The sequence below is a fragment of the Nocardioides sp. cx-169 genome, assembly GCF_021083605.1.
Lineage (GTDB): Bacteria > Actinomycetota > Actinomycetes > Propionibacteriales > Nocardioidaceae > Nocardioides.
In genome coordinates this window covers 264,958-289,706 of record NZ_JAJNRO010000002.1, presented here as the reverse complement: position 1 = coordinate 289,706, position 24,749 = coordinate 264,958, and the positions used below count along the sequence as shown (strand labels likewise).

18 protein-coding genes are annotated in these 24,749 nt (G+C 71.9%); 14 read left to right on the top strand and 4 right to left on the bottom strand.

Annotated features, from left to right (window positions below):
* The first annotated feature begins 3 nt into the window (after window positions 1-3).
* From betA to LRP67_RS02520, 8 genes are all read left to right on the top strand, one after another.
* Complete coding sequence (gene betA, locus LRP67_RS02555) at window positions 4-1,701, top strand: choline dehydrogenase (RefSeq protein ID WP_231268594.1); 1,698 nt, start codon at window positions 4-6, stop codon at window positions 1,699-1,701.
* The gene (locus LRP67_RS02550) at window positions 1,698-2,774 is read left to right on the top strand and encodes a glycine betaine/L-proline ABC transporter ATP-binding protein (RefSeq protein WP_231268592.1); all 1,077 of its coding nucleotides are present in this window, start codon (window positions 1,698-1,700) and stop codon (window positions 2,772-2,774) included. The genes betA and LRP67_RS02550 overlap by 4 nt, the downstream gene beginning before the upstream one ends.
* The gene (locus LRP67_RS02545) at window positions 2,771-4,834 is read left to right on the top strand and encodes a proline/glycine betaine ABC transporter permease (protein ID WP_231268590.1); all 2,064 of its coding nucleotides are present in this window, start codon (window positions 2,771-2,773) and stop codon (window positions 4,832-4,834) included. Before LRP67_RS02550 ends, LRP67_RS02545 begins: the two co-directional genes overlap by 4 nt.
* A 95-nt stretch (window positions 4,835-4,929) precedes the next feature.
* Complete coding sequence (locus LRP67_RS02540; protein WP_231268588.1) at window positions 4,930-5,868, top strand: ABC transporter substrate-binding protein; 939 nt, start codon at window positions 4,930-4,932, stop codon at window positions 5,866-5,868.
* Window positions 5,869-5,990: 122 nt separating this feature from the next.
* Window positions 5,991-8,501: an FAD-dependent oxidoreductase gene (locus tag LRP67_RS02535; protein ID WP_231268586.1), complete on the top strand. Its 2,511-nt coding sequence runs from the start codon at window positions 5,991-5,993 to the stop codon at window positions 8,499-8,501.
* Window positions 8,498-9,247 (top strand): hypothetical protein, encoded by a 750-nt coding sequence (locus tag LRP67_RS02530; RefSeq protein ID WP_231268584.1) that lies wholly within the window; start codon window positions 8,498-8,500, stop codon window positions 9,245-9,247. Before LRP67_RS02535 ends, LRP67_RS02530 begins: the two co-directional genes overlap by 4 nt.
* Window positions 9,244-10,224: an electron transfer flavoprotein subunit alpha/FixB family protein gene (locus LRP67_RS02525; protein ID WP_231268582.1), complete on the top strand. Its 981-nt coding sequence runs from the start codon at window positions 9,244-9,246 to the stop codon at window positions 10,222-10,224. Before LRP67_RS02530 ends, LRP67_RS02525 begins: the two co-directional genes overlap by 4 nt.
* A gap of 18 nt (window positions 10,225-10,242) precedes the next feature.
* Entirely contained in the window at window positions 10,243-10,755 is a 513-nt protein-coding gene (locus LRP67_RS02520) for a hypothetical protein (protein WP_269210968.1), read from the top strand.
* Window positions 10,756-10,783: 28 nt separating this feature from the next.
* Here LRP67_RS02520 and LRP67_RS02515 read toward each other — a convergent pair whose 3' ends face one another.
* On the bottom strand, window positions 10,784-12,118 hold the full coding sequence (locus LRP67_RS02515) for an MFS transporter (protein WP_231268580.1): 1,335 nt from the start codon (window positions 12,116-12,118) through the stop codon (window positions 10,784-10,786).
* Window positions 12,119-12,218: 100 nt separating this feature from the next.
* Here LRP67_RS02515 and LRP67_RS02510 point away from each other — a divergent pair, with 100 nt between their 5' ends.
* A complete protein-coding gene (locus LRP67_RS02510) occupies window positions 12,219-14,315 on the top strand; it encodes a DEAD/DEAH box helicase (protein ID WP_231268579.1) in 2,097 nt (698 codons plus the stop codon).
* A gap of 49 nt (window positions 14,316-14,364) precedes the next feature.
* Window positions 14,365-15,348: a hypothetical protein gene (locus tag LRP67_RS02505; RefSeq protein ID WP_231268577.1), complete on the top strand. Its 984-nt coding sequence runs from the start codon at window positions 14,365-14,367 to the stop codon at window positions 15,346-15,348.
* Between the two features lie 36 nt (window positions 15,349-15,384).
* Here the strand turns inward: LRP67_RS02505 and LRP67_RS02500 are convergent, their stop codons facing one another.
* Together LRP67_RS02500 and LRP67_RS02495 are read right to left on the bottom strand one after the other, a co-directional pair.
* Window positions 15,385-16,899 carry a DHA2 family efflux MFS transporter permease subunit gene (locus tag LRP67_RS02500; RefSeq protein WP_308189685.1) on the bottom strand — a complete coding sequence of 505 codons (1,515 nt, stop codon included), beginning with the start codon at window positions 16,897-16,899 and terminating at the stop codon, window positions 15,385-15,387.
* Between the two features lie 28 nt (window positions 16,900-16,927).
* Complete coding sequence (locus tag LRP67_RS02495; RefSeq protein WP_231268576.1) at window positions 16,928-17,416, bottom strand: glutathione peroxidase; 489 nt, start codon at window positions 17,414-17,416, stop codon at window positions 16,928-16,930.
* Window positions 17,417-17,535: 119 nt separating this feature from the next.
* On the opposite strand from LRP67_RS02495, the gene LRP67_RS02490 reads away from it, so the two are divergent.
* Genes LRP67_RS02490 through LRP67_RS02480 form a run of 3 tightly spaced genes read left to right on the top strand, consistent with a single transcriptional unit; the run spans window position 17,536 to window position 22,395 of the window.
* Window positions 17,536-20,277, top strand: a complete 2,742-nt coding sequence (locus LRP67_RS02490; protein WP_231268575.1) for a DEAD/DEAH box helicase — start codon at window positions 17,536-17,538, stop codon at window positions 20,275-20,277.
* Window positions 20,278-20,293: 16 nt separating this feature from the next.
* Window positions 20,294-20,995: an SWIM zinc finger family protein gene (locus LRP67_RS02485; RefSeq protein ID WP_231268574.1), complete on the top strand. Its 702-nt coding sequence runs from the start codon at window positions 20,294-20,296 to the stop codon at window positions 20,993-20,995.
* Between the two features lie 50 nt (window positions 20,996-21,045).
* On the top strand, window positions 21,046-22,395 hold the full coding sequence (locus LRP67_RS02480) for an MFS transporter (RefSeq protein ID WP_231268573.1): 1,350 nt from the start codon (window positions 21,046-21,048) through the stop codon (window positions 22,393-22,395).
* Between the two features lie 15 nt (window positions 22,396-22,410).
* On the opposite strand, the gene LRP67_RS02475 is transcribed toward LRP67_RS02480, so the two are convergent.
* Window positions 22,411-22,980: a TetR/AcrR family transcriptional regulator gene (locus LRP67_RS02475; protein ID WP_231268572.1), complete on the bottom strand. Its 570-nt coding sequence runs from the start codon at window positions 22,978-22,980 to the stop codon at window positions 22,411-22,413.
* Window positions 22,981-23,133: 153 nt separating this feature from the next.
* Here LRP67_RS02475 and LRP67_RS02470 point away from each other — a divergent pair, with 153 nt between their 5' ends.
* Window positions 23,134-24,657: a carboxyl transferase domain-containing protein gene (locus LRP67_RS02470; protein ID WP_308189684.1), complete on the top strand. Its 1,524-nt coding sequence runs from the start codon at window positions 23,134-23,136 to the stop codon at window positions 24,655-24,657.
* Window positions 24,658-24,749 lie beyond the last annotated feature (92 nt).

Sequence of the window (24,749 nt, the reverse complement as noted above, 5' to 3'; positions counted from 1 at the left end):
GACGTGACCGAGGAGCGCTACGACTACGTGATCGTGGGAGGGGGCTCCGCGGGCGCGGCCATCGCGCACCGGCTCAGCGCCGACCCCGGCACGTCGGTCCTCGTGCTGGAGGCCGGGCGCCGCGACTACCGGGCCGACCCCTTCATCAACATGCCGGCGGCCCTGCCGTTCCCGATCGGCAACCGGCTCTGGGACTGGAAGTACGAGACCGACCCGGAGCCGCACATGAACGGGCGGCGGATCTACCACGCCCGCGGCAAGGTGCTCGGCGGGTCCAGCAGCATCAACGGGATGATCTTCCAGCGGGGCAACCCGATGGACTACGAGCGCTGGGCGGCCGACCCGGGCCTCGAGACCTGGGACTACCGGCACTGTCTGCCGTACTTCAAGCGCATGGAGACGTGCCTGGCCGGCGCCGACGACTGGCGCGGCGGCGACGGCCCGCTCAAGCTCGAGCGCGGGCCGGCGACCAACCCGCTGTTCGGTGCGTTCTTCGCGGCCGCGCAGGAGGCGGGATACCCGCTGACCGACGACGTCAACGGCTACCGTCAGGAGGGCTTCGGGCGCTTCGACCGCAACATCTACCGCGGCCGACGCTGGTCGGCCTCCCGCGCCTACCTCGACCCGGTCCGCGACCGTCGCAACCTCACGATCCGGACCCATGCGTTCGTCACCAGGGTGCTCTTCGACGGCATCCGCGCGGTCGGCGTCGACTACCGCCGCGGCCGGTCACGGCGCTCGGTGCGGGCCGGTGAGGTGATCCTCTGCGGCGGCGCCATCAACACCCCGCAGCTGCTCCAGCTCTCCGGTGTCGGCGATCGAGGGCTGCTCGAGCGCCACGGCATCGACGTCGTGCACGACCTGCCCGGCGTCGGGGAGAACCTCCAGGACCACCTGGAGGTCTACGTCCAGTACGCCTCCAAGCAGCCGGTCTCGATCGCACCGGGCCTGCGCTACCGCCACCGCCCGAAGATCGCGCTGCAGTGGCTCCTGCAGCGCAAGGGACTCGGCGCGACCAACCACTTCGAGGGCGGTGGCTTCGCGCGCAGCAACGACCAGGTCGACTGGCCCAACCTGATGTTCCACTTCCTGCCGGTGGCCATCCGCTACGACGGCTCGGCGCCCACCAAGGGGCACGGCTACCAGGTCCACATCGGACCCATGTACGCCGACACCCGCGGCTGGGTGCGGATCCGGTCGAGCGATGCACGCGTGCACCCCTCGATGCAGTTCAACTACCTCTCCACGCCCACCGACCGCAAGGAGTGGGTCGAGGCGATTCGGGTCGCGCGCGACATCCTCAACCAGCCGGCGTTCGGCGCCTTCAACGCCGGCGAGCTGTCGCCGGGGCCGACGGTCCGCACCGACGAGGAGATCCTCGACTGGGTGCGCGCCGACGCCGAGACCGCGCTGCACCCGTCGTGCACGGCGAAGATGGGCCTCGACGAGATGTCGGTGACCGACCCGACCTCGATGCGGGTGCAGGGGACCGAGTCGCTGCGCGTCGTCGACGCCTCGGTCTTCCCCTACGTCACCAACGGCAACATCTACGCCCCCGTGATGATGGTCGCCGAGAAGGCGGCCGACCTGATCGCCGGAAACACGCCCCTCCCGCCTGCGGACGTGGCCTACTACCGCTATCGGGACGCCACCCCGCTCTACCCGCCGGGTGACCCCCGCAACCATGAGGAGCACGCATGAGCGTCGCAACCGAGCACGCCGCCGAGCCCGGGACGGCCGCGGAGGAGAGCGCGCTCTCGGTGCGCCACCTCTGGAAGATCTTCGGCAAGGGCAGCGGCGCCATCATCGGTACGCCGGACGCCGACCTCTCCCGCGCCGAGCTCAAGGAGAAGACGGGCTGCGTGGTCGGCGTGAAGGACGTGTCCTTCGACGTCGCGCCCGGCGAGGTGTTCGTGGTGATGGGCCTGTCCGGGTCAGGCAAGTCGACCCTCATCCGGTGCCTCACCCGCCTGATCGAGCCCACGTCGGGGCAGACGATCATCGCCGGCCAGGACGTCAACCAGTCCTCGCCCGCCCAGCTGCGAGAGCTCCGCCGACACCATGCCTCGATGGTCTTCCAGCACTTCGGCCTCCTGCCGCACAAGCAGGTGATCGACAACGTCGCCTACGGTCTCGAGATCCGCGGGCTGGGCAAGAAGGAGCGGCGCGCGAAGGCCGGTGAGGTGGTCGACCTGGTCGGCCTGTCCGGATATGAGCACTCCTACCCCGACCAGCTCTCCGGTGGCATGCAGCAGCGCGTCGGCCTTGCCCGGGCGTTGGCCGGCGACCCGTCGCTGCTGCTGTTCGACGAGCCCTTCTCGGCGCTCGACCCGCTGATCCGCCGCGATATGCAGAACGAGGTGATCCGCCTCCACCACGAGCTCGGCAAGACGATGGTCTTCATCACTCACGACCTCCAGGAGGCCCTCAAGCTCGGCGACCGGATCCTCATCCTGCGAGACGGCGAGATCGTGCAGATCGGCGCACCGGCCGAGGTGGTCGGCGCCCCTGCCGACGACTACGTCAAGGACTTCGTGTCCGAGGTGCCCCGCTCGCACGTGCTGACGCTGAAATGGGTGATGCGCGACCCCCGGCCCGACGACTCGATGGAGGGCCCGGTGATGTCGTCGGACACGATCGTGCGCAAGGCCGCCCAGGCCGCCCTCGCCGCCGCCCACCCGGTCCGCGTCGTCGACGGGGACCGGCTGGTCGGCATCGTCGACGACGACGCGATCCTGCGGGTGGTCGTGGCGGAGGAGGAGGCGCGATCGTGACCGCCACCCTCGCCCCGCCGGCCGCGGGCTCCCGGAGCCCGGAGCCCCCGGAGACGCGTGAGCGCCGTACGGTGCCGCGCTGGGTGTGGGCGCTGGGAGTGATCGGGCTGTGGATTGCGGTGTGGGCCCTCACCAAGGGCCAGGACACGCTCGCCCTCGCCGGCCGCGAGAACACCGACCTGCACGACTCGCTGACCGGCTTTCGCGACGACGTGCTCGCGAACCGCGACACCAACCCGATCATCCAGTTCACCTACGGGCTCGGGGACTGGTTCGGCGGAGTCGTCGACTGGCTCCAGCGGATGCTGTCGATCCCCGACTTCCCGCGCCCGGTGCCCCAGGTCGGCTGGCTCGGCATCACCGCGGTCGCGGCCTGGATCGGCCTGGCCGTCGCCGGGTGGCGGATCGCCATCCTCGTGGCGTTGTCGTTCGTCTCCTTCGGGGCCTTCGGCTTCTGGTCCGACGCCATGGACTCCCTGATCGTCACCTTCGTCTCCGTCGCGGTCGTCGTCGTGGTGGGCATCCCGCTGGCGGTGCTCCTGGGGACCTCCGGCCGGGCGACCACAGCGGTCGTCACCACCATGCTCGACGTGCTGCAGACCCTGCCCGCGTTCGTCTACCTGGCACCCATCGCGCTGTTCTTCGGCATCGGTCCGTCCGCGGCGGTGATCTGCACGCTCATCTACGCGCTGCCCCCGCTCATCCGGATCGCTGGGCACGGCATCCGCACCGTCTCGTCCACGACCATCGAGGCCACCGACTCGGCCGGTCAGACCCGGTGGCAGCGGCTGACCAAGGTGCAGCTGCCGATGGCCCGCCGCACGATCGTGGTGGGCCTGAACCAGACGATCATGGCGGCGCTGTCGATGGCGACGATCGCCGCGCTGGTCAACGGCCCCGGCCTCGGCCTGCCGGTCTACCGGGCACTGACGCGCAATGACGTGGGCGGCGCGTTCGTGCCGGGCCTGCTGATCGTGGTCATGGCTGTGATGCTCGACCGGGCCACCACGGCCGCGAGCGAGTACGGCGAGAAGACCGCGCGCGGCCGGGTGGACCTCAGGCTTCGGCGCATCGTCCTCGCGGTGGCCGGCATCGGCGCGCTGGTCGCGGTCTACCTCTCCCGCACCTACTCCTCCCTCGCAGAGTTCCGGGAGACGACCTGGGGGCCCGAGCTGGCCGACGCGGTCGACCGCTTCTTCGAGTGGTTCACCGACACCTTCCGCGACGTCACCCAGGCGTTCAAGGACGCGATCAGCTCGCTGCTGCTCAACCCGCTGCAGGCGCTGCTGTCGGAGTCGCCGTGGTGGCTCGCCGCCGCGGCCATCCTGGCGCTGGCGGTCGTCTTCGGCGGGCTCCGCGCTGTCGTGCCCACCGTGCTGTGCCTGGCGGGTCTCCTCTTCGTCGACCTGTGGCATGACGCGATGGTCACCCTCACGATGGTGCTGGTCGGCACGCTCCTGGTGATGGTCCTGGCCGTGGTGCTCGGCGTGGCGATGGCACGCAGCCGGCGCACCGACCTGGTGCTGCGACCCCTCCTGGACGCCGGGCAGACGATCCCGCCGTTCGTCTACCTCATCCCGGTGCTCGCGCTCTTCGGCCCGACCCGCTTCACGGCCATCGTCGCCGGTGTCGTCTACGCCGCGCCGGTCGCGGTCAAGCTCGTCGCCGACGGCATCCAGGGTGTCTCGCCGACGACCCTCGAGGCGGCTCGGTCGACCGGCTCGACGACGTGGCAGGAGATCACCAAGGTCCAGCTGCCCATGGCGCGCGGCTCGCTCGTGCTGGCGGCCAACCAGGGCCTGCTCTACGTCCTCGCCATGGTCGTGATCGGCGGTCTGGTGGGCGCCGGAGCGCTCGGCTACGACGTGGTGCTCGGCTTCGCCCGCTCCGAGGAGTGGGGTAAGGGCGCGGCCGGCGGCATCAGCATCGTGCTGCTCGGGATCATGCTGGACCGGATCATGCGCGGCGCGGCCGGCAAGGACCGTCCGGCCCGCGACCCCTCGCAGCCGTCCCGTTGGGCCGGCCTGCGGTGGACCGGCTCGCTTCGAGGCGGCCGTTGAGCTCTCGGCAGGACAACACCCGGCACCATCCAACCAAGGAGAAGAAATTGCGACACTCAGGAAAGCGAGTAGCAGGCCTCGCCTCGGTTGCGGCGGTGGCTGCTCTGACGCTCGCCGCGTGCGGCGAGGGGTCCATCGACGAGGAGACCAAGGACAACGAGTCGCAGGCGGCGGCGGCTGGTGACTGCGGCGAGGTCAACATGGCGGTCAACCCCTGGGTCGGCTACGAGGCCGACGCCTACGTCGTGGGGCACATCGCCACTGAGCAGCTCGGCTGCAAGGTCAACTACAAGGAGCTCAAGGAGGACGTCGCCTGGCAGGGCTTCGGCACCGGCGAGGTCGACGTCGTGATCGAGGACTGGGGCCACCCGGACCTGGAGAAGAAGTTCTTCGAGGGCACCGGCGACGGCAGCGCGATGGACGGCGGCCCGACCGGCAACGTCGGGATCATCGGCTGGTACGTCCCGCCGTGGCTCGCGGAGGAGCACCCGGACATCCTCGAGTACGAGAACCTCAACAAGTACGCCTCGGAGTTCGCCACGTCCGAGTCCGGCGGCAAGGGCCAGTTCCTCGGTGCCGACCCCTCCTACGTCCAGTTCGACGAGGCGATCATCAGCAACCTCGACCTCGACTTCAAGGTCGTCTTCTCCGGAAGCGAGGCCGCCAGCATCACGGCGTTCCAGCAGGCCGAGGAGAACAAGGAGTTCCTGATCGGCTACTTCTACGAGCCGCAGTGGCTCTTCGCCGACGTCCCGCTGGCGAAGGTGGCACTGCCCGCCTACGAGGAGGGGTGCCAGGACGACCCGGCGAAGGTCGCGTGCGACTACCCGGAGACCGAGCTGAAGAAGATCCTCTCGACCGAGTGGGTCGGCGAGGGCGGTCCGGCCGTCGAGCTGATCCAGAACTTCCAGTGGACCAACGAGGACCAGAACCTCGTGGCCAAGTACATCTCCGACGAGGGCATGTCCGCCGAGGACGCGGCCGCGAAGTGGGTCGAGGAGAACCAGGACAAGGTCGACGCCTGGCTGGGCTGAGTCCGGAGCCGAACTCCGGCCGGGAGGTCTTGACCTCCCGGCCGGGGACGGGTGATTCTGGAGTTCGTTTCATATGACGCATCAGGTTGCGCATCACGCAACACTCTGAACCGGGAGCCCCCATGGTCACCGTCCCCACCTCGGCGCAGGTCGTCGTCATCGGCGCCGGCATCGTCGGCAACAGCCTCGTGCACCACCTCGCCCGGCTGGGCTGGCGCGACATCGTGCAGCTCGACAAGGGGGCGCTGCCCAACCCCGGCGGCTCGACCGGCCACGCGTCCAACTTCATCTTCCCGGTCGACCACTCCCGCGAGATCACGGATCTGACCCTCGACTCGGTGCGGCAGTACCAGGAGATGGGCGTCTTCACGCAGTCCGGCGGCTTCGAGATCGCGCGCACCGAGGAGCGCATGGAGGAGCTGCGGCGGCGGATGTCGTCGGCCAGGGCGTGGGGGATCGAGGCGGAGCTGGTCGACGCCGACTTCGTGAAGGAGAAGGTGCCCTTCATCGAGACCGATCAGATCCTCGGGGCGTTCTGGACCCCGAGCGTCGGGGTCGTCGACTCCCTGCGCGCCGGCACGATCATGCGCGAGAGCGCGCTGGCCGCCGGCGCGCTGACCGTCGTACCGACGGTCGAGGTGACCGGGATGGACGTGCAGGACGGGCGCATCCGGCGGGTGCGGACGAGCGGCGGCGACATCGAGACCGAGTACGTCGTGATCGCCGCCGGCGTGTGGAGCCCCCAGCTCGGCGACATGGCGGGCATCAGCATCCCGCTGACCCCCGCGGTGCACCAGATGATCAGCGTCGGGCCGTGCCCGCAGCTGGCCGAGCGCGAGGGGGAGATCAGCTTCCCGATCATCCGCGACATGGACACCTTCTGCTACGAGCGCCAGCACGGCGCCGACATGGAGGTCGGCTCCTACGCGCACCGCGCGATCCTGCACGAGCCGGAGGACATCCCCTCGATCGAGCAGGCCAAGCTCTCGCCGACCGAGATGCCGTTCACCTCCGACGACTTCGACCCCCAGCTCGAGCAGGCCTACGAGCTGATGCCCGAGCTGCTGGGCGCCGAGGGCGCCGAGATGCGCTACGCGATCAACGGCCTGCTCTCGCTCACCTGCGACGGCAACCCGATCCTGGGCGAGAGCCTGGTCAAGGGCCTGTGGACCGCGTCGGCGGTGTGGATCAAGGAGGGGCCCGGCGTGGGCCGCGCGGTCGCCGAGTGGATGACCGCCGGCCACTCCGAGATCGACATCCACCACAGCGACATCGCGCGGTTCCACCCGCACCAGATGCGCCGCGAGCACACCCGGCTGCGCACGACCGAGTCGTTCATCAAGACCTACGGGATCGTCCACCCCGCCGAGCAGTACGAGTCCGACCGCGACCAGCGGGTCTCGCCGATGCACGAGTCGCAGAAGAAGCTCGGGGCGATGTTCTTCGAGACCGCCGGCTGGGAGCGTCCGCACTGGTACGAGGCCAACGCCGGGCTGGTCGAGCAGTACGGCGACGCGGTCCTGCCGCGCGAGCACGAGTGGGACGCGCGCTGGTGGAGCCCGATCATCAACGCCGAGCACCTGCGGATGCGCGAGGCGGCCGGGATCATCGACCTGACGGCGTTCCAGGTGCTCGACATCGTCGGGCCCGGCGCGCTGAAGACCGTGCAGCGCACCTGTGTCGCGCAGTGCGACGTCGCGGTGGGCAAGGTCGTCTACACGCCGGTGCTCGACGCGAAGGGCGGCTTCCTCTCCGACCTGACCGTGATGCGGCTCGGCGACGAACGCTTCCGCGTCGTCACGGGTGGCGCGCACGGCATGGCCGACCGCAAGACGTTCACCGACCAGCTGCCCGCCGACGGTGCCACGACGCTGACCGACGTGACCGACGAGGTGTCCACGATCGGCTTGTGGGGTCCGCGGGCACGCGACATCCTCTCCTCGCTGACCCCCGACGACCTGTCCGACGACGGCTTCGGCTTCCTCACCTGCCGGTCCGTCCAGGTCGGCGGGACCACCGTGCTGGCCTCGCGCATCTCCTACGTCGGCGAGCTGGGCTGGGAGCTCTACGTCGACACGGGCTCGGCCGCGGACCTGTGGGACGCGCTCCTGGAGGCCGGCGAGCCGCACGGCGCCGTGCCGGTCGGGATCGGCGTCTACGGCACCACCGGGCGCCTGGAGAAGGGCTACCGGGCCTACGGCGCCGAGCTCGACAGCGAGCGGAGCATCGTCGAGGCCGGCATGCAGCGGCCGAAGGTCAAGGCCGCCGACTTCGTCGGCCGGGCGGCGTACGTCGCCCAGCGGGCGGAGGCGCCGAAGGCCGTGCTGTGCACGATGACCGTGGACGACCACACCTCGGCGTCGGGGGTGAGGCGCTACATGCTCGGCGGCGAGCCGATCCTGACCCGCGACGGCGCCACGCTGACGGACGGGCACGGGCACCACCCCTACGTCACGTCGGCCGGCTCCGCCCCGTCGCTCGGCAAGCACGTGCTGATGGCGTACCTGCCGCCGGACGTCGCTGTCGTGGGGCAGGAGCTCGCGGTGTCGTACATGGAGGAGCTCTACCCCGTCACCGTCGGCTCGGTCGACGCGACGCCGCTGTTCGACCGGGCCAACGAGCGCCTGAAGTGAAGGTCCTGGTCTGCGTCAAGCGCGTCGTCGACTCCTCCAGCGAGGTGGTCCTGACCGAGGACGCGCAGGCGGTCGACGGCCGGTACGCCGGCTTCACGATGAGCGCGCACGAGGAGTGCGCCGTCGAGCTGGCGGTCCAGGTCGCGGCGGCCACGGGCGGCACCGCGACGGTGCTCACGCTGGGCGACACCGACGCGGTGGAGCAGCTGCGCGCGGCGCTGGCCGTCGGCTGCACGGAGGCGGTGCACGTGGTGGCCGACTCCTCGACGTTCGGCCCGGCCGACGTGGCGCGCGAGATCGCGGCCGTCGCGGGCGACCACGACCTGGTGCTGCTGGGCAACGACGCCGCCGACAGCGGCGACTTCCAGGTCGGCATCCGCCTGGCCTACGAGCTCGGCCGGCCGGTGGTCAACGGCGTGACGAACGTGTCCGTCGCGGAAGGGGTCGTGACCGCGAGCGGCGCCGGCACGGACGGTTACGAGACCTACCGGGTGCCGCTGCCCGCGGTCGTGACCGTGCTGGAGGGCGGCGTCGAGCCGCGCTACCCGACGGTGCCCGGGCGGATGAAGGCCAAGAAGGTGCCGATCGAGGAGCGGTCGCCGGTGAGCGACCCGATCGGGCCCTCGCGGGTGCGGCTGCTGCTGCCGCCGCCGGCCCCGTCGAACGTGCAGGTCCTCGGCAAGGGCGCCGACGCGGCGCCCGCGGTGGTCGACCTCTTCGAGCAGCTGGGGGTGCTGTCGCGATGATCCTGGTGCTGGTCGAGACCACGCCCGCGGGCGAGGCCGTCGAGGTGTCGCGCGAGGCGCTGACGTTCGCGCGGTCGCTGGCCGCCGAGGGCGGCGGCGTCCCGGTCGACGCGGTGGTCGTGGGCGAGCCGTCCGCGGAGCTGGCCGCGACGCTGGCGGCGTACGGCGTGCGGAGGGTGCACGCGCTGACCGGCGAGGCGTTCGGGTCGTACTCCGGTGCTGCCTGGGCAGCCGGCGTGCAGGACGCGCGCGGGACCTCGGTGGTCGTGATGGCCGCCGGGACGCCGCGCGGCAACGAGGTGATGGCGCACGTCGCGGCCCGCGAGGGCGTGGCGATGGCGGCCAACGTGCTGTCGTTCGGCGGGCTGTCGCCGTTCGTCGTGACCCGCCAGGTCGTCGGTGGGGCCGCGCTGGAGGAGATGCGGCTCGCGGACCGGCCCGCGGTGTTCACCGTCGCCGGCCACGCCGTCGAGGCCGCGCCCGCGGACGAGCCGGGCTCCGGGGAGGTGGTGGTGCGGTCCCCGGCGGTGGCCGAGGCCGACCTGGTCGCGCGGGTGGTCTCGAGCGAGGAGCCGGAGCCGGACCTGTCCGGCACGCTGAAGTCGGCGCGGGTCGTGGTCGGCGCGGGCCGCGGGGCCGGGTCGGCCGACGGCTTCGCGGAGCTGGTCGAGCTCACCGAGCTGCTCGGCGGCTCGCTCGGGGTCTCCCGCGTCGTGACCTCGCTCGGCTGGCGCCCGCACCACGAGCAGGTCGGCCAGACCGGCAGCCGGATCTCGCCGGAGCTCTATATCCCCTGCGGCATCAGCGGCGCGATCCAGCACTGGGCCGGCTGCTCCACGGCGAAGAGCATCCTGGCGATCAACACCGACCCCGACGCCCCGATGGTCACCAAGGCGACGTACGCCGTCATCGGCGACCTGCACGAGGTCGTCCCCGCCATCAACGCCGAGATCCGCCGCCGGCACGCGCTTGAGTAACGGTGTAATCATGTAAGCATGAGCAACGAGACGCAGGAGAGGGTGCGCGGCTGGTTCACCGGCCGGCTGCCCGAGGAGTGGCAGGTCGAGGCGCCGCGGGTGGCGGTCGACCGCGAGGAGATCACCGTGGTCCTTACCGTGGCCGATGTCGCAGCGGGGGAGTCGGAGGTCGAGCAGGCCGAGGCGCGCGCGGGCCGTGCCCGCGCCTTCCGCGAGGAGACCCGCGAGGCGCGCATGGCGATCGCGCGCGAAGCGGAGCACCGCTTCGAGCGCAAGGTGTCGTGGGGCGTGGTGGTCGGCGGGCGCGAGGAGCTGTGGACCCACGTGTCCGCGCCGGTGATGACCAGGCTGCGCCAGCCCCAGCGCCAGGTGCTCGACACGTTGGTCGACTCCGGCGTCGCCCGCTCGCGCTCCGAGGCGCTGGCGTGGTGCGTGCGCCTGGTCGGCCAGCACGAGGCCGACTGGCTCGCCGAGCTGCGCGACGCGATGACGCACGTGGACGACGTACGCGCCAAGGGCCCGGCTGCCTGAGGTGGCGGACCGGGTATCCATCCCGCCGCTACGGCACCGCCACCGCCGGCTCGCGGACCGGCTCGGCGACGGGCGCGAGGTCCTCGTGCAGGTCGCGGCCGCGGGTCTCGGGCAGGAGCGCGGCGCAGCCGAGGCTGATCACTGCGATGACGACGTTGTACCCCGCCACCAGCCAGAGGGTGCCGTCCCCCTTGGTCACCAACCAGGCCGCGATGAGCGGGGTGAGGCCCGAGGCGAGGATGCCGGAGACCTGGTAGAGCGTGCTGAGCGCCGAGTAGCGGTAGCGGGTGTCGAACAGCTCGCTCCAGAACGACGCCAGCGGGCCGTAGACGATGCCGTAGATGACCCCGAGCCCGCCGATGAACGTGACCGCGACGCCGAGGGTGGTCCCGCCCTGGACCAGCCAGGCCGCCGGGAACGCGAACAGCAGCGCGATCACCACGCCGGTGTTGTAGACGCGCTTGCGGCCGAAGGTGTCGCTCAGCCGTCCGGAGACGAGCACCAGCGCGACGCCGAGCAGCGCGCCCACCATGATCGCGTTGAGCGCCGTGGACTTGGGGATGCCGACGTTCTTGACGGTGTAGGCGAGCAGGTAGACCGAGAACAGGTTGAACGTGAAGCCCTCGATGAAGCGGGTGCCCATGCCGAGCAGCAGCGTGCGCGGCTGGCGCCGCACGAGCTCGGCGACCGGGTTGGGGGAGACCTCCTTGGTCGCCTGCACCTGCTGGAAGGCCGGCGTCTCCATGACCGAGAGCCGGATCCAGGCGCCGATCGCCAGCAGCGCGATGCTCACCAGGAAGCAGGCGCGCCAGCCCCACGCGAGGAACTGCTCGTCGGGCAGCTGGCTGGCGAGGGCGAACGCGCCGGACGCGAGGAAGAGCCCGCCGGGGACGCCGATGTGGGCGAAGCTGCCGAAGAAGCCCCGGCGCTCTGCCGGCGCGAACTCGACCGCCAGCAGTACGGCGCCGCCGTACTCCCCGCCGACGCCGATGCCCTGGAGGATTCGCAGCACGACCAGGAGGATCGGCGCCCAGACGCCGATCTCGTCGTAGGTCGGCAGCAGCCCGATGGCGGCGGTGCCGACGCCCATGATCAGCAGCGTCCAGATCAGCATGGTCTTGCGGCCGATGCGGTCCCCGAAGTGGCCGAAGATGAGCCCGCCGACGGGGCGGGCGACGAAGCCGACCGCGAAGGTGCCGAAGGCCGCGAACTGCGCGGCGGGTCCGTCGAGGCCGTTGAAGAACAGCTGGTCGAAGACCAGGCCCGCCGCGGTGCCGTAGAGGAAGAAGTCGTACCACTCGATGGTGGCGCCGACCGCGGATGCGGCGGCGACCTTGCGGGGCGAGGTCGGGGCGGGCGTCATGGGCGGGCTCCTCGAGAAGGCCATTAAGAGCCCTAACCCTACTGAATTAATAGCGATAGGCAAAGTGCCTGGCGTCGGCGGCCGCTGGTAGACATGAAGCATGACCACGACCGACGTCGCCCCCGACCGGCTGCGCGTCCGCGAGAGCGCCGAGGCGCACCTGCGCGCGCTGGTCGGCCGCGACGACGTCACGCTGCGCGAGGACCAGTGGACGGCGATCGAGGCGCTGGCCGTCGACAAGCGTCGCGCGCTGGTCGTCCAGCGCACCGGGTGGGGCAAGTCGGCGGTCTACTTCGTGGCCACCCTGCTGCTGCGCGCCGAGGGGGCCGGCCCCACGGTGATCGTCTCGCCGCTGCTCGCGCTGATGCGCAACCAGATCGCGGCGGCCGAGCGCGCCGGCATCCGCGCGGTCACCATCAACTCCACCAACCTCGAGGACTGGGAGGCCACGCACGACGCGATCCGGGCCGGCGAGGTCGACGTCCTGCTGGTGAGCCCCGAGCGGCTCAACAACCCGGGGTTCCGCGACGAGGTGCTGCCGCGCCTGGCCGCGACGTGCGGGCTCCTGGTCGTCGACGAGGCCCACTGCATCTCCGACTGGGGCCACGACTTCCGGCCGGACTACCGGCGGATCCGCACGCTCCTCGACGACCTGCCCGCCGGCATCCCGGTGCTCGCCACGACCGCGACCGCCAACGCCCGCGTGACCTCCGACGTCGGCGAGCAGCTCGGCGAGGGCGTGCTCGTGCTGCGCGGCTCGCTGGACCGCGAGTCGCTGCGGCTCGGGGTCGTCCACCTCAAGACCGCCCAGCAGCGGCTCGCGTGGCTGGCCGACCACCTGGCCGAGCAGCCGGGGTCCGGGATCGTCTACTGCCTCACCGTCGCCGCCACCCAGGAGGTGGCCGACTACCTGCGCTCTCGCGGCCACCACGTCGCCGCCTACTCCGGCCAGACCGAGCAGACCGAGCGGCTGGCACTCGAGGCCGACCTGATCGCGGGGCGGGTCAAGGCGCTCGTCGCCACCAGCGCCCTCGGCATGGGCTTCGACGCGACGCTGGGCTTCGTGGTCAACCTGGGCGCGCCGTCCTCCCCGGTCGCCTACTACCAGCAGGTCGGCCGTGCCGGGCGCGGCACGGACGAGGCCACGGTCGTGCTGCTGCCGGCCATCGAGGACCGCGACATCTGGGCCTACTTCGCCTCGCTCGCCTTCCCGCGCGAGGAGCTGGTGCGCCGCACGCTCGAGGTGCTGGCCGAGGAGGGCCGTCCGCTCAGCACCGCCGCCCTGGAGACCCACGTCGAGCTCAACCGCAACCGGCTCGAGACCATGCTCAAGGTGCTCGACGTCGACGGCGCCGTACGCCGGGTGCGCGGCGGGTGGGAGTCGACCGGGCAGCCCTGGTCCTACGACGAGGAGCGCTACCGGCGCGTCGCCGAGGCCCGTGAGCGCGAGCAGCAGGCGATGATCGACTACCTGCGCACGAGCGAGTGCCGGATGTGGTTCCTGCGCAACCAGCTCGACGACCCGCAGGCCGAGCCCTGCGGTCGCTGCGACAACTGCGGAGGGCTCGCCCTCTCCCTCGACGTGTCGAGCGCCGCGGTGGCCGAGGCGGAGGAGCGGCTCTCCCGCCCGGGAGTGGTGCTGGAGCCCCGCAAGATGTGGCCCACCGGGCTGGCCTCGATGGGCATCGGCCTCAAGGGCAAGATCGCCGCCGGCGCCGCGGAGGGCCGGGCAGTGGCGCGGCTGACCGACCTGGGCTACGGCCAGGCGCTGCGCGAGCTGTTCCGACCCGGTGCCGGTGAGGGACCGGTGCCGGTCCCCCTGGTGAAGGCCGTCGTCGAGGTCCTCGGCGACTGGCACCCGCAGGTCGAGGCGATCGCCTACGTCGAGTCGGAGACGCGGCCGACGCTCACCGCCGACCTCGCCGAGGGGCTCTCGCGCTACCTCAAGGTGCCGGTCGTCGCTCGCTACGCGATCGTCGACCCCGACGTCGCCCCGGGCCAGGGCGCGATGAACTCCGCGCAGCGCGTCGCCGCGGTCGGGCGTCGCTTCGCCTTGCAGGGCGACGTTCCGGCCGGTCCGGTGCTCCTCGTCGACGACCTCGTCGTCACGGGCTGGACGATGACGCGTGCCGCGCATGCGCTTCGCGAGGCCGGCGCGACGACGGTGCTCCCCCTCGCGCTCGCCCTGCAGAGCTGACCGCCGCGCCTGCTCCGTTTCTGGGCGCACGCTGCCTACCATCCCAGCCATGACGCACACGCCCCCTCCGGGATACTCCACCGCCCGGCCCCCGGTGCCACTGCCCGGTCCGCCCCCGACCCTCGACCGCGAGCGGCCCCTGGTCGCCGCCGGCGTTGCGCTGCTGGCGACCGCCGTGGTCCTCTCCACGGCCTACTCGCGCGCCGACGGGCAGCTGGACTGGTCAAACTACGCAGTGGGGCTGCTGGCCACGCTCGGGCTGCTCGGCATCGCCGTGGCGAGCTACGTGCTGGCCCGGGAGACCGATCCCGCGACCGACCTGGTCACCTGGCCGGCGGCCTTCGGCATCGGCGGCGTCGGCCTGATGATCGGCGTGGCGATGGACGACAGCGACGCCACCGCGTACGTCGCCGGCCTCGCCGTGGTCGTGCTCTCCCTCGGCGGCCTCCTGCGCACGCGTCGCGGCCCGTTCGTCGTGACCGGGATCCTCGGCCTGTACGCCGTCTACCTGCAGGCCACCGAGGACATCGTCGGGTTCGACGGTGACGAGGAGGTCGGGGGCATCCCGATCGCCCTGGGGCTCGCGATCTTCGCCGTGCTCGTCACGGCGCTGGGCTGGCTCCTGCCCGAGACCCGGGTCCTCGCGGCGGCGGTGGTCGGCACCCTCACCGTGGTGGGGTTCGCCACGCTCACCGGAGCCCTGGCGCTGGCCCAGGCGCTCCAGTCGGCGCTCAGCGTGTTCGACCCGTCCGAGGAGCCCGCTCCCCGTTTCGACGCCTACGACAACGACGCGTGGGTGATCCTCGTGCTCGCCCTGCTGCTGATCGTGGGCTGGGCCGTGCTGGCGGCACTGACCCGCCACGTGGTCTTCCGGATCCTCATGGTCGCCATGGCGGCCTCCGTGATCCCGCTCGTCACCGCCGTGCTCACGGTCGACCACCCCTCGTGGTGGGGCCTGGTCCTCGGCGCGGCCGGGGGCGGACTGCTCGCCTACGCCGGGCTGCGCGCCCTCTCCGCGTCCCGGCGGCGGTAGACCTACGAACGACGTGTTACCTGCCCTCGGCCGGCCTCAGTGCCCCACCATCGCGGTCGGGTCGACGGGGGCGGCGGGGCGCCGGCGGGGGAGCAGGTACGCCGGCACGAGCACCAGGCCGACCATGACCGTCGCGACGAGGAACACGGTGGCGAAGGAGTCGGCCAGGCCGGCGACGTAGCCGACCGGGTCGGTGGTGGGGTCCGCGGCGATGTCGAGGATGCCGTTGGTGAGCAGCACGGCGAAGACCGCGGTACCGACGGAGGCGGCGACCTGCTGGACGATGTTCATCAGCGTCGAGCCGCGCGCGATGGTGTGCGGCTCGAGGGTCCCGAGCGCCGACGACATGATCGGCATCATCGTGGCGCCCATCCCCAGACCCATCACGAACAGGGCGCCCAGGATGAAGGCGTAGGACGTGTCGGCGGTGAGCTGGGTGAACATCGCCATGCCGGCGGTGATCACGGCGATGCCGGTCAGCACGATCTTGCCCGGCCCGATGCGGTCGGCCAGGACGCCCGCGACCGGCATGGTCAGCATCGCGCCGATGCCCTGCGGGGCGAGTATCAGCCCGGCGCCGAGGGCGTCCTCGCCGCGGACCTGCTGGAAGTACAGGGGGAAGAGCAGGCTGGCCCCGAAGAACGCGATAGCGAACAGCGCCATCGCGATCACCGCGACCGTGAGCGTGCGGCTCTGGAAGAGCCGCAGGTCGATCAGCGGGTGCCGGTTGCGCCCGCTGAGCGCCCACGGCACGAACGCCGCGATCAGCAGCGCCCCGGCCACCGCAGGCGCGACGACCTGCAGCGTCCAGATGGTGCCTTCGGACTGCTTGGCGTCGGGGATCGAGGAGATGCCGTAGAGGAACGCCGCGAGGCCCGGCGAGAGCAGCAGCATGCCCAGCCAGTCGAAGGTCTCCGACGGCTCGACGCGGTCGCCCGGCAGCACCTTCCAGGCGTACGCCAGGGCGATGATGCCGATGGGCAGGTTGATCAGGAAGATCCAGTGCCAGCTCGCGGAGTCGATGAGGGCACCGCCGAGGATCGGGCCGAAGATCGGCCCGAGCAGCATCGGGATGCCGAGCACGGCCATGACCCGCCCGACCCGCGAGGGGCCGGCGGCGCGGGTGAGGATGGTCATGCCGAGCGGCATCAGCATCCCGCCGCCCAGCCCCTGCAGGACCCGGAAGCCGACCAGCATCTCCAGCGAGGACGCCGCGGCGCAGAGCATGGAGCCGAGAGTGAAGAGCAGGACGGCCAGCAGGTACAGGCGCTTGGTCCCGAACCGGTCGGCCGCCCAGCCGGTCAGTGGGATGACGCTGGCCAGCGCCAGCGTGTAGCCGGTCATCGTCCACGCGACCTGCGCCGACGTCGCGTCGAACTCGCGCTGGAAGGTCTCGAGCGCGACCGACACCACGGTGATGTCGAGGATCGACATGATCCCGCCCAGCACCACCACGCCGGCCACCAGCAGGACCGGGCGGTCCAGGCGGTCGCCCCCGACCTGAGGCGAGTCGTGCGGTACGGCGGTCGCGGAGGCGGGGTCGATGCTCACGGCAGGAGCCTAGGAGAACCGACCAGGCTCAGGAGAGCTGGGCCTCGATCGCGCTCACGAGGGCGGGGTCCTTCGGCTCGACGCGGGGGGAGAACCGTGCGACGACCTCACCCGAGCCGTCGACGAGGAACTTCTCGAAGTTCCACTGGACGTCGCCGGCCTCGCCCGACTCGTTGGGGACCTCGACCAGGGAGCGGTAGACCTCGTGCCGGCCCTCGCCGTTGACCTCGACCTTCTCGGCCATCGGGAAGCTCACGCCGTACGTCGCCGAGCAGAACTCTGCGATCTCCTCGGACGTCCCCGGCTCCTGGCCGCCGAACTGGTTGCACGGCACGCCGACGACGGTGAAGCCGCGCTCGCCGTAGGTCTGCTGCAGCTCCTCCAGGCCGGTGTACTGCGGCGTCAGGCCGCACTTGCTCGCGACGTTGACCAGCAGCGCCGGGCGGCCGCCGGTCAGGTCGCGGAGGGTGCCGGGGGACCCGTCGAGGCGGGCGAGGGGGGCGTCGAGGATGCTCATGCCCACGACTCTAGGGCCCGGCACGACGGGAGTCGGCCCCGTTCCAGGGAACGCGCCGTCCCCGCCACGCGTTAGCGTCAGAGTCCCACCCGGCCACCCGCCCCCGCTGAGGTCTGCGCTTGAGCTTCGTCCCCGTCACCGGACCGGCCACCTTCCGTCCGGCCGACCCCCCGCGCGAGGGCGTGGTCGAGTTCAGCGACGAGCGGCGCACGGTCGCGCTGCCGATCCGCGCCGCGCTGCCGGTGCTCACCAAGGCGCACGCCCGCGACGACCTCCATCCCAGCGTCGGGCTGCTGAGCGGAGCGGTCCTGCTCGGGATGCGGCTGGTGGCGGCGGGCCGGTTCGAGCCGTCCGACACCGGCCGGAGCTGGCGCGCGGGCCCGCTGGACGCCGACGACGCCGACCGCGTCGCGATGCTCGCACGCTCGCGCTCCTACGACGGGCTCGTCGACGACGCCGAGGCGCTGGTGCGCCAGGTGCTCGATGCGGTGAGCGACGCGATGCCGCGCGCGGCGCCGCTCGCCACCGCGCGCCGGGCCCGCACCCCCAGCTCCTCGACGGGCACCACGACCGACCGCGCGGCCGGTGGCTCGGAGTTCGAGAGCCGGCTGCAGGCCCGCCTCGCGCGCCACCGGCGTACGGCGGACCTCGACCTGCCCCAGCTGGTCACCATCTCGCTGCGGGTGGAGGCCGACGAGGAGGAGCTCGTGGCGGGGGCCGTGCGGCTGGTCCTGCAGGTCCACGACGAGCAGAACCCGCTCCACCTGTGCGACGCGGCGGCGCTGTTCACCGAGCACGGCCCCGACGCCAGCCACGGGTTCGGCGAGCGGGCGCGCACCCACGCCAGCATCGCGCTCCGCGCGGCCGCCGACGCCTGGCCGGTGCTCGACCGGCTGCTGGCCCTGCGGGTGCCCGACCAGATCACCCTCGACGCCGACGAGCTGGTCAGCCTGCTCGAGCACGGGGTGGGGGCGCTGAAGGAGCGCGGCGTGGACGTGCTGTGGCCGCGCAGCCTGGGCCGCGACCTCACCGCGACGGCGGTGCTCGACCGGGCGCCGTCGGGTCCCCGCGAGGAGCCGCTGCAGCAGGGGCTGCTCTCCACCGAGGCGATGTTCGCCTTCAAGTGGCAGCTCGCGCTGCACGGAGAGCCGCTCAGCGAGGCGGAGATGGACGAGCTCGCGCAGGCGGCGGCCCCGGTCCTCAAGCTCCGGGGCAGCTGGACCGTGGTCGACCCGGCCATGGCCAAGCGGGCCCGCAAGCGGCTGGTCCGCACGGTCAAGCCGGTGCAGGCGGTCGCGGCGGCCCTGACCGGCGTCGTGCAGCTGGAGCCGGCCGACGCGTCGGGCACCGCGACCGAGACCCAGGTCGTGGTGGGCGCGTCGCTGCTGAAGGTCCGCGACCAGCTGCGTCAGGCTGCCACCCGTGACCCGGTGCCGGTGCCGGCCGGGCTCCGGGCGACGCTGCGCGACTACCAGCGCCACGGCCTCACCTGGCTCGCCGACCTGACCGACCTCGGCCTGGGCGCCTGTCTCGCCGACGACATGGGGCTCGGCAAGACCGTCACCCTGATCGCGCTGCACCTGCACCGGCAGGAGGCCGGCGCGACCGGCCCGACGCTCGTGGTCTGTCCGGCCAGCCTGCTGGGCAACTGGGAGGCCGAGATCGCGCGCTTCGCCCCCGGCACCCCGACCCGCCGCTTCCACGGCGGCGAGCGGTCGCTGGAGGGGCTCGGCACGGACGGCGGGTTCGTGCTGACGACGTACGGCACGATGCGCGTCGACCAAGCCGCGCTCGGCGAGGTCGACTGGGACCTGGTCGTCGCCGACGAGGCCCAGCACGTCAAGAACCCCCAGTCCTCCACCGCCCGCGCGCTGCGCGCGATCCCGAGCCGGGCGCGCGTGGCGCTCACCGGTACCCCGGTCGAGAACAACCTGACCGAGCTCTGGGCGATCCTCGACTGGGCGACGCCGGGCCTGCTCGGCAGCCGCAACGCGTTCCGCAAGGTATGGGCGGGGCCGATCGAGTCCGGGCTGGAGCCGACGAAGGCCGGGCAGTTCGCCGACCTGATCGAGCCGTTCCTGCTGCGCCGGCGCAAGTCGGACCCCGGCATCGCCCCGGAGCTGCCGCCCAAGACCGAGACCGACCACCTGCTGGGGCTGACCCAGGAGCAGGTCGTGCTCTACGAGGCGTTCGTCCGCGACTCGATGGAGCGCATCGAGCGCGCCGACGAGGAGGCCCGCCGTGGACTGGTGCTCGCGCTGCTGACCGGGCTCAAGCAGATCTGCAACCACCCCGCCCACTTCCTCAAGCAGTCCACCGGCCGGCTCGCGGGCCGCTCCGAGAAGCTCGACCTGCTCGACGAGCTGCTCGGCACCGTCCTCGCCGAGGACGGCGCGGTGCTGGTCTTCACCCAGTACGTCGCCATGGCCCGGCTGCTCGAGACCCACCTCGCCAAGGCCGGTGTGCCGCACCAGTTCCTGCACGGAGGCACACCGGTACGCGAGCGGGAGGCGATGGTGCGGCGGTTCCAGGCCGGGGACGTGCCGGTGTTCCTGCTGTCGCTGAAGGCCGGCGGCACCGGTCTCAACCTCACCCGCGCCGACCATGTCGTCCACGTCGACCGCTGGTGGAACCCCGCCGTCGAGGAGCAGGCCACCGACCGGGCCTACCGCATCGGCCAGACCCGACCGGTGCAGGTGCACCGGATGATCACGCAGGGCACGATCGAGGAGAAGATCGCCGAGCTCCTGGCCCGCAAGCGCTCGCTGGCCGACTCCGTCCTCGGTCGCGGCGAGGCCGCGCTCACCGAGCTAGGCAACGACGAGCTCCGCGACCTGGTCACCCTGCGCCGGCCGACGTGACGGCCCGGTGAGGAGGATGGACACCGCCGACCGCCGTACCGTGCACGCCCGGCTGGCGCCGAGGCGGGGCGCCGCCCGCGCCACGCGCTGGTGGGGCAAGGCGTGGGTGCGCGCGGTCGAGGAGGCGGCCTACACCGAGCCCGACCTCCGCGCCGGGCGCGCACTGGCGCGCGCCGGCCGCGTCGGCGGCATCACCGTCGACGTCGGCGGCTTCGTCGCCAGTGTCGAGGACGACGGCAGCCTGGTCACGGCGTCCGGCGCCGTCCCTGTCCTGGACGAGGCGGGGCGCGCCGCGCTGGTCGAGACCGTCGCCGCCGAGTCCGGTCGGGTGGCGGCACTGCTGGCCGGTGACCTGCCCCACTCGCTGGTGGAGCACGCCGACCAGATGGGCGTCGAGCTGCTGCCGTACGGCGCCGAGCTCGCCACCACGTGCACCTGCGACTTCTGGGCCGACCCGTGCCCCCACGCACTCGCCGTGCTCTACCAGCTGGCGTGGCTCGTCGAGGCCGACCCGTTCGTCCTGCTCCACCTGCGTGGTCTGCCCCGCGAGCAGCTGCTGGCGGACCTGCACGCCCGGACCGTGACGACCCCGACGGAGGAGACCGAGGCCCCCGGCCACGCCGACGACGTCGACACCGCCCTCGACGCCGCCGTCCGGGCGGCCCGGATCCTCGAGCTGCTCGATGATCCGGCCCGGGCGGTCGACCACCTCTTCTGACGCATAAAATGCCGCGACAGCAGCACCGGTGCGCAGGAAGGATCTCGGGGATGCTCACTGCCCTGGCGCGCCATGCCCGGCCGCCGTCGCCCCTTGCCGGCCGGCTGGCCGGGCAGTCGTTGCTGTTCGCGCTGGGCGAGGGCACCTTCATGACCGGCTCGGCGGTGTTCTTCACCCAGATCGTCGGGCTCTCCGCGGCGCAGGTCGGACTCGGGCTCACCATCGCCGGGGCCGCCGCCTTCATCTCCGCGCTGCCGATGGGCAAGCTCGTGGACCGCTTCGGGCCGAAGCGCATGTGGGCAGTCAGTGCCGTGGGGCAGGCGGCGATGTTCTCAGTGTGGCCCTTCATCACCGACTTCAAGGGCTACGTCCTGATGGCCGTCGGCATGGAGGTCATCGGCTCCCTCGGCGGCGCCGCGCACGGCGCGTACACGATCGACGTCCTGCCTCCGGGCGAGCGCGTGCGCTCGCGCGCCTACATGTACTCCGCGCTCAACGTGGGCTTCACCCTGGGCTCGTTGCTCGGCGGCATCGCACTGGCGTTCCACTCCAACACCGTCCTGCACGCGCTGCCGTGGTTCACCGCGGCGGTCTTCCTGGTCAACGCGGCGGCGATCCTCCGACTGCCGCGGGCGCCGCACGACCTGCGCACCGCGGAGGACCGGAAGGTGCGGATCCCCGGGCCGGGGCCGTTGCGCAACCTCGGCTGGCTGCTCACCAGCTTCTTCGGCGGCGTCTTCTGGACCAACCAGGTGTTGCTCAACATCGTGATCCCGCTGTGGCTGATCGAGCAGACCGACGCACCCCGGGTGCTGCTGGCCTTCCTGTTCGGGACCAACACGGTGATGTGCATCTTCCTGCCCATGGTCGCGTCGCGGGGGGTGCGCGACGTCCCGACCGCGCTCAAGGCCGTCCGGGTCTCGTCGACGTTCTTCGTGATCTCGTGCCTGATCACCCTCGCGACCCACGACACCGTCGGCTGGACCACGATCGCGCTGGTGTGGCTGGGCCACGTCACCGTGACCGGGGCCGAGCTCTACCTCTCGGCGGCCAGCTGGTCCTTCGAGGCCGAGCTGATGGACCCGCGCCAGCGCGGCGCCTACCAGGGAGCCCAAGAGCTCAGCAGCACGTTGGGACGGGTATGGGCGCCGGCGGTCTACACCTTCCTCGCCATGAACTGGGGGGCCGGCGGCTGGCTGGTCATCGCCGGCATCATCGTGGTGGCCACCGTCGGCATCCACCCCTCGACCCGGATGGCACAGCGCTTCCTCGAGCGGCACGTCCCCGCCGACGTGCTCGCCTCCGCCCGTGCTTCGGCGCCGGAGGCCGAGGAGGGCGCCGCGATCGGACCTCCCTCGCTCATCGACGCCGAGCCGCCCGGCGTCGGCCCGGCCCCCTGATCCCCGGGCGGCGCGTCAGCCGGGCGGCAGCAGCGCGCGCAGCGCCATCTCGATCAGCAGGTCGTGCAGCGACGGGTCGGCCAGCGGCCCGGTGCGCGGGGTGGAGTTGATCAGCCCGAACGCCGCGTGCGCCATCGCCCGGGCGGTGGTCAGGTCGAGGTCGCGGTGCAGCAGGCGCAGCTGGTCGGCCCACAGGTCGACGTACGCGCGCTGCAGGCCGCGGACCCGCGCCCGGGCGTCGGCCGGCAGCGACTCCCAGTCGCGGTCCTGGACGATGATCAGCGCGCGGTGACGCAGCGCGAAGTCGACGTGCCAGTCGACGAGACCGCGCAGCGCGTCCTGCGGGCCGTCCGCCGCCTCGACCCGGGCCCGCCCGACCTCCAGCAGTCGCACGCTGATGTCGACCAGCATCTCGGCCAGCACGGCGTCCTTGGACGCGAAGTGCTTGTAGAGCGCCGGCCCCGAGATCCCGCAGGCCGAGCCCAGGTCCGCGACCGAGACGCCGTGGAAGCCCCGCGCCGCGAACATCTCCGCCGCCGTCGCCAGGATCTGCTCCCGCCGCGTCGGCGCCTCCTCGCTGGCCACTCGACGAGGTTAGCGGCCGCTAACGCGCCCTTGCTTGTAACTCAGTGTTAGGGGCGCTGGGTGGGCGGTTGAGCACCTTGGTAGCCGACGTAACACTCGGTTACAAGACGGCGACCGTGGACGCGCAGGTTAATGATCGCTAACCTAGGCGAGGTGACCACGGACCTCAGAGACCTCGTCGCGGACCTCCGCGAGCGGCTCGCGACCGCCCGGCTGGGTGGCAGCGAGTCGGCCCGTGCCAAGCACACCGGCCGCGGCAAGCTGCTGGTACGCGATCGAGTGGATGCGCTGCTCGACCCCGGGAGCCCGTTCCTCGAGCTCAGCCCGCTCGCCGCGACGGGGATGTACGACGACGCCGTCCCCAGCGCCGGCATCGTGACCGGCATCGGACGGGTCAGCGGGCGCGAGTGCGTGATCGTCGCCAACGACGCGACGGTCAAGGGCGGCACCTACTACCCGATCACGGTCAAGAAGCACCTGCGCGCGCAGGCCGTCGCGTCCGACAACCGGCTGCCCTGCCTGTACCTGGTCGACTCCGGCGGCGCGTTCCTGCCGATGCAGGACGAGGTCTTCCCCGACCGCGAGCACTTCGGCCGGATCTTCTTCAACCAGGCCAACCTCTCGGCACGCGGGATCCCCCAGATCGCCAGCGTCATGGGCTCGTGCACCGCCGGCGGCGCCTACGTCCCGGCGATGTCCGACGAGAGCGTCATCGTCAGGAACCAGGGCACGATCTTCCTCGGCGGCCCGCCGCTGGTGAAGGCCGCGACCGGGGAGGTCGTGACGGCTGAGGACCTCGGCGGCGGCGACGTCCATGCCCGCACCTCGGGGGTCGTGGACCACCTCGCCGACGACGACCGGCACGCGCTCGCGATCGTCCGCGGCATCGTCGACACCTTCGAGCGCCCGGTGCTCAGGTCGATCCCCGTGCACGACGTCGAGGAGCCGGCCGAGGACCCCGCGACGCTCTACGACGTCGTCCCCGCCGACACCCGCACGCCGTACGACGTACGCGAGGTGATCCGCCGCGTGGTCGACGGCAGCCGGCTGCACGAGTTCAAGAAGCTCTACGGCGAGACTCTCGTCTGCGGCTTCGCCCGGATCTGGGGGATGCCGGTCGGGATCGTGGCCAACAACGGCATCCTGTTCAGCGAGTCGGCGCTCAAGGGCGCGCACTTCATCGAGCTGTGCAACCAGCGCGGGATCCCGCTGGTCTTCCTGCAGAACATCACCGGCTTCATGGTCGGTCGCGAGTACGAGAACAAGGGCATCGCCCGCGACGGCGCCAAGCTCGTCACCGCGGTCGCCTGCAGCGTCGTGCCGAAGTTCACCGTCGTCATCGGCGGCTCGTTCGGCGCCGGCAACTACGGGATGTGCGGGCGCGCCTACGACCCGCGGTTCCTGTGGATGTGGCCGAACGCGCGGATCTCGGTGATGGGCGGCGAGCAGGCCGCCGCGGTCCTCGCGACCGTCGCCGGCCGACCTGACGACGAGGGCTTCAAGGCCCCGATCCGCGACCAGTACGAGACCCAAGGCTCGCCGTACTACTCGACCGCCCGGCTCTGGGACGACGGGATCATCGACCCAGCCGAGACCCGCCGGGTCCTCGGCATGGGCCTCGCGTCGGCCGCCAACGCGCCGGTCCCCGAGCCCTCCTACGGCGTCTGGAGGATGTGAGGCGCGTGGGCGAGACCAGGTCGAGCAAGCCCTGCGACCGAGGGACGAGGTCGCATCGGGCGCGTCGAGACCCCAGTGACCTGACCAAGGAG

Excerpts from the sequence above, each read along its gene's own strand:
- LRP67_RS02550 (WP_231268592.1), top strand. The coding sequence starts at position 1,698 with ATGAGCGTCGCAACCGAGCACGCCGCCGAGCCCGGGACGGCCGCGGAG.
- LRP67_RS02535 (WP_231268586.1), top strand. The coding sequence starts at position 5,991 with ATGGTCACCGTCCCCACCTCGGCGCAGGTCGTCGTCATCGGCGCCGGC.
- LRP67_RS02525 (WP_231268582.1), top strand. The coding sequence starts at position 9,244 with ATGATCCTGGTGCTGGTCGAGACCACGCCCGCGGGCGAGGCCGTCGAG.
- LRP67_RS02520 (WP_269210968.1), top strand. The coding sequence starts at position 10,243 with ATGAGCAACGAGACGCAGGAGAGGGTGCGCGGCTGGTTCACCGGCCGG.
- LRP67_RS02515 (WP_231268580.1), bottom strand. The coding sequence starts at position 12,118 with ATGACGCCCGCCCCGACCTCGCCCCGCAAGGTCGCCGCCGCATCCGCG.
- LRP67_RS02510 (WP_231268579.1), top strand. The coding sequence starts at position 12,219 with ATGACCACGACCGACGTCGCCCCCGACCGGCTGCGCGTCCGCGAGAGC.
- LRP67_RS02505 (WP_231268577.1), top strand. The coding sequence starts at position 14,365 with ATGACGCACACGCCCCCTCCGGGATACTCCACCGCCCGGCCCCCGGTG.
- LRP67_RS02495 (WP_231268576.1), bottom strand. The coding sequence starts at position 17,416 with ATGAGCATCCTCGACGCCCCCCTCGCCCGCCTCGACGGGTCCCCCGGC.
- LRP67_RS02485 (WP_231268574.1), top strand. The coding sequence starts at position 20,294 with ATGGACACCGCCGACCGCCGTACCGTGCACGCCCGGCTGGCGCCGAGG.
- LRP67_RS02480 (WP_231268573.1), top strand. The coding sequence starts at position 21,046 with ATGCTCACTGCCCTGGCGCGCCATGCCCGGCCGCCGTCGCCCCTTGCC.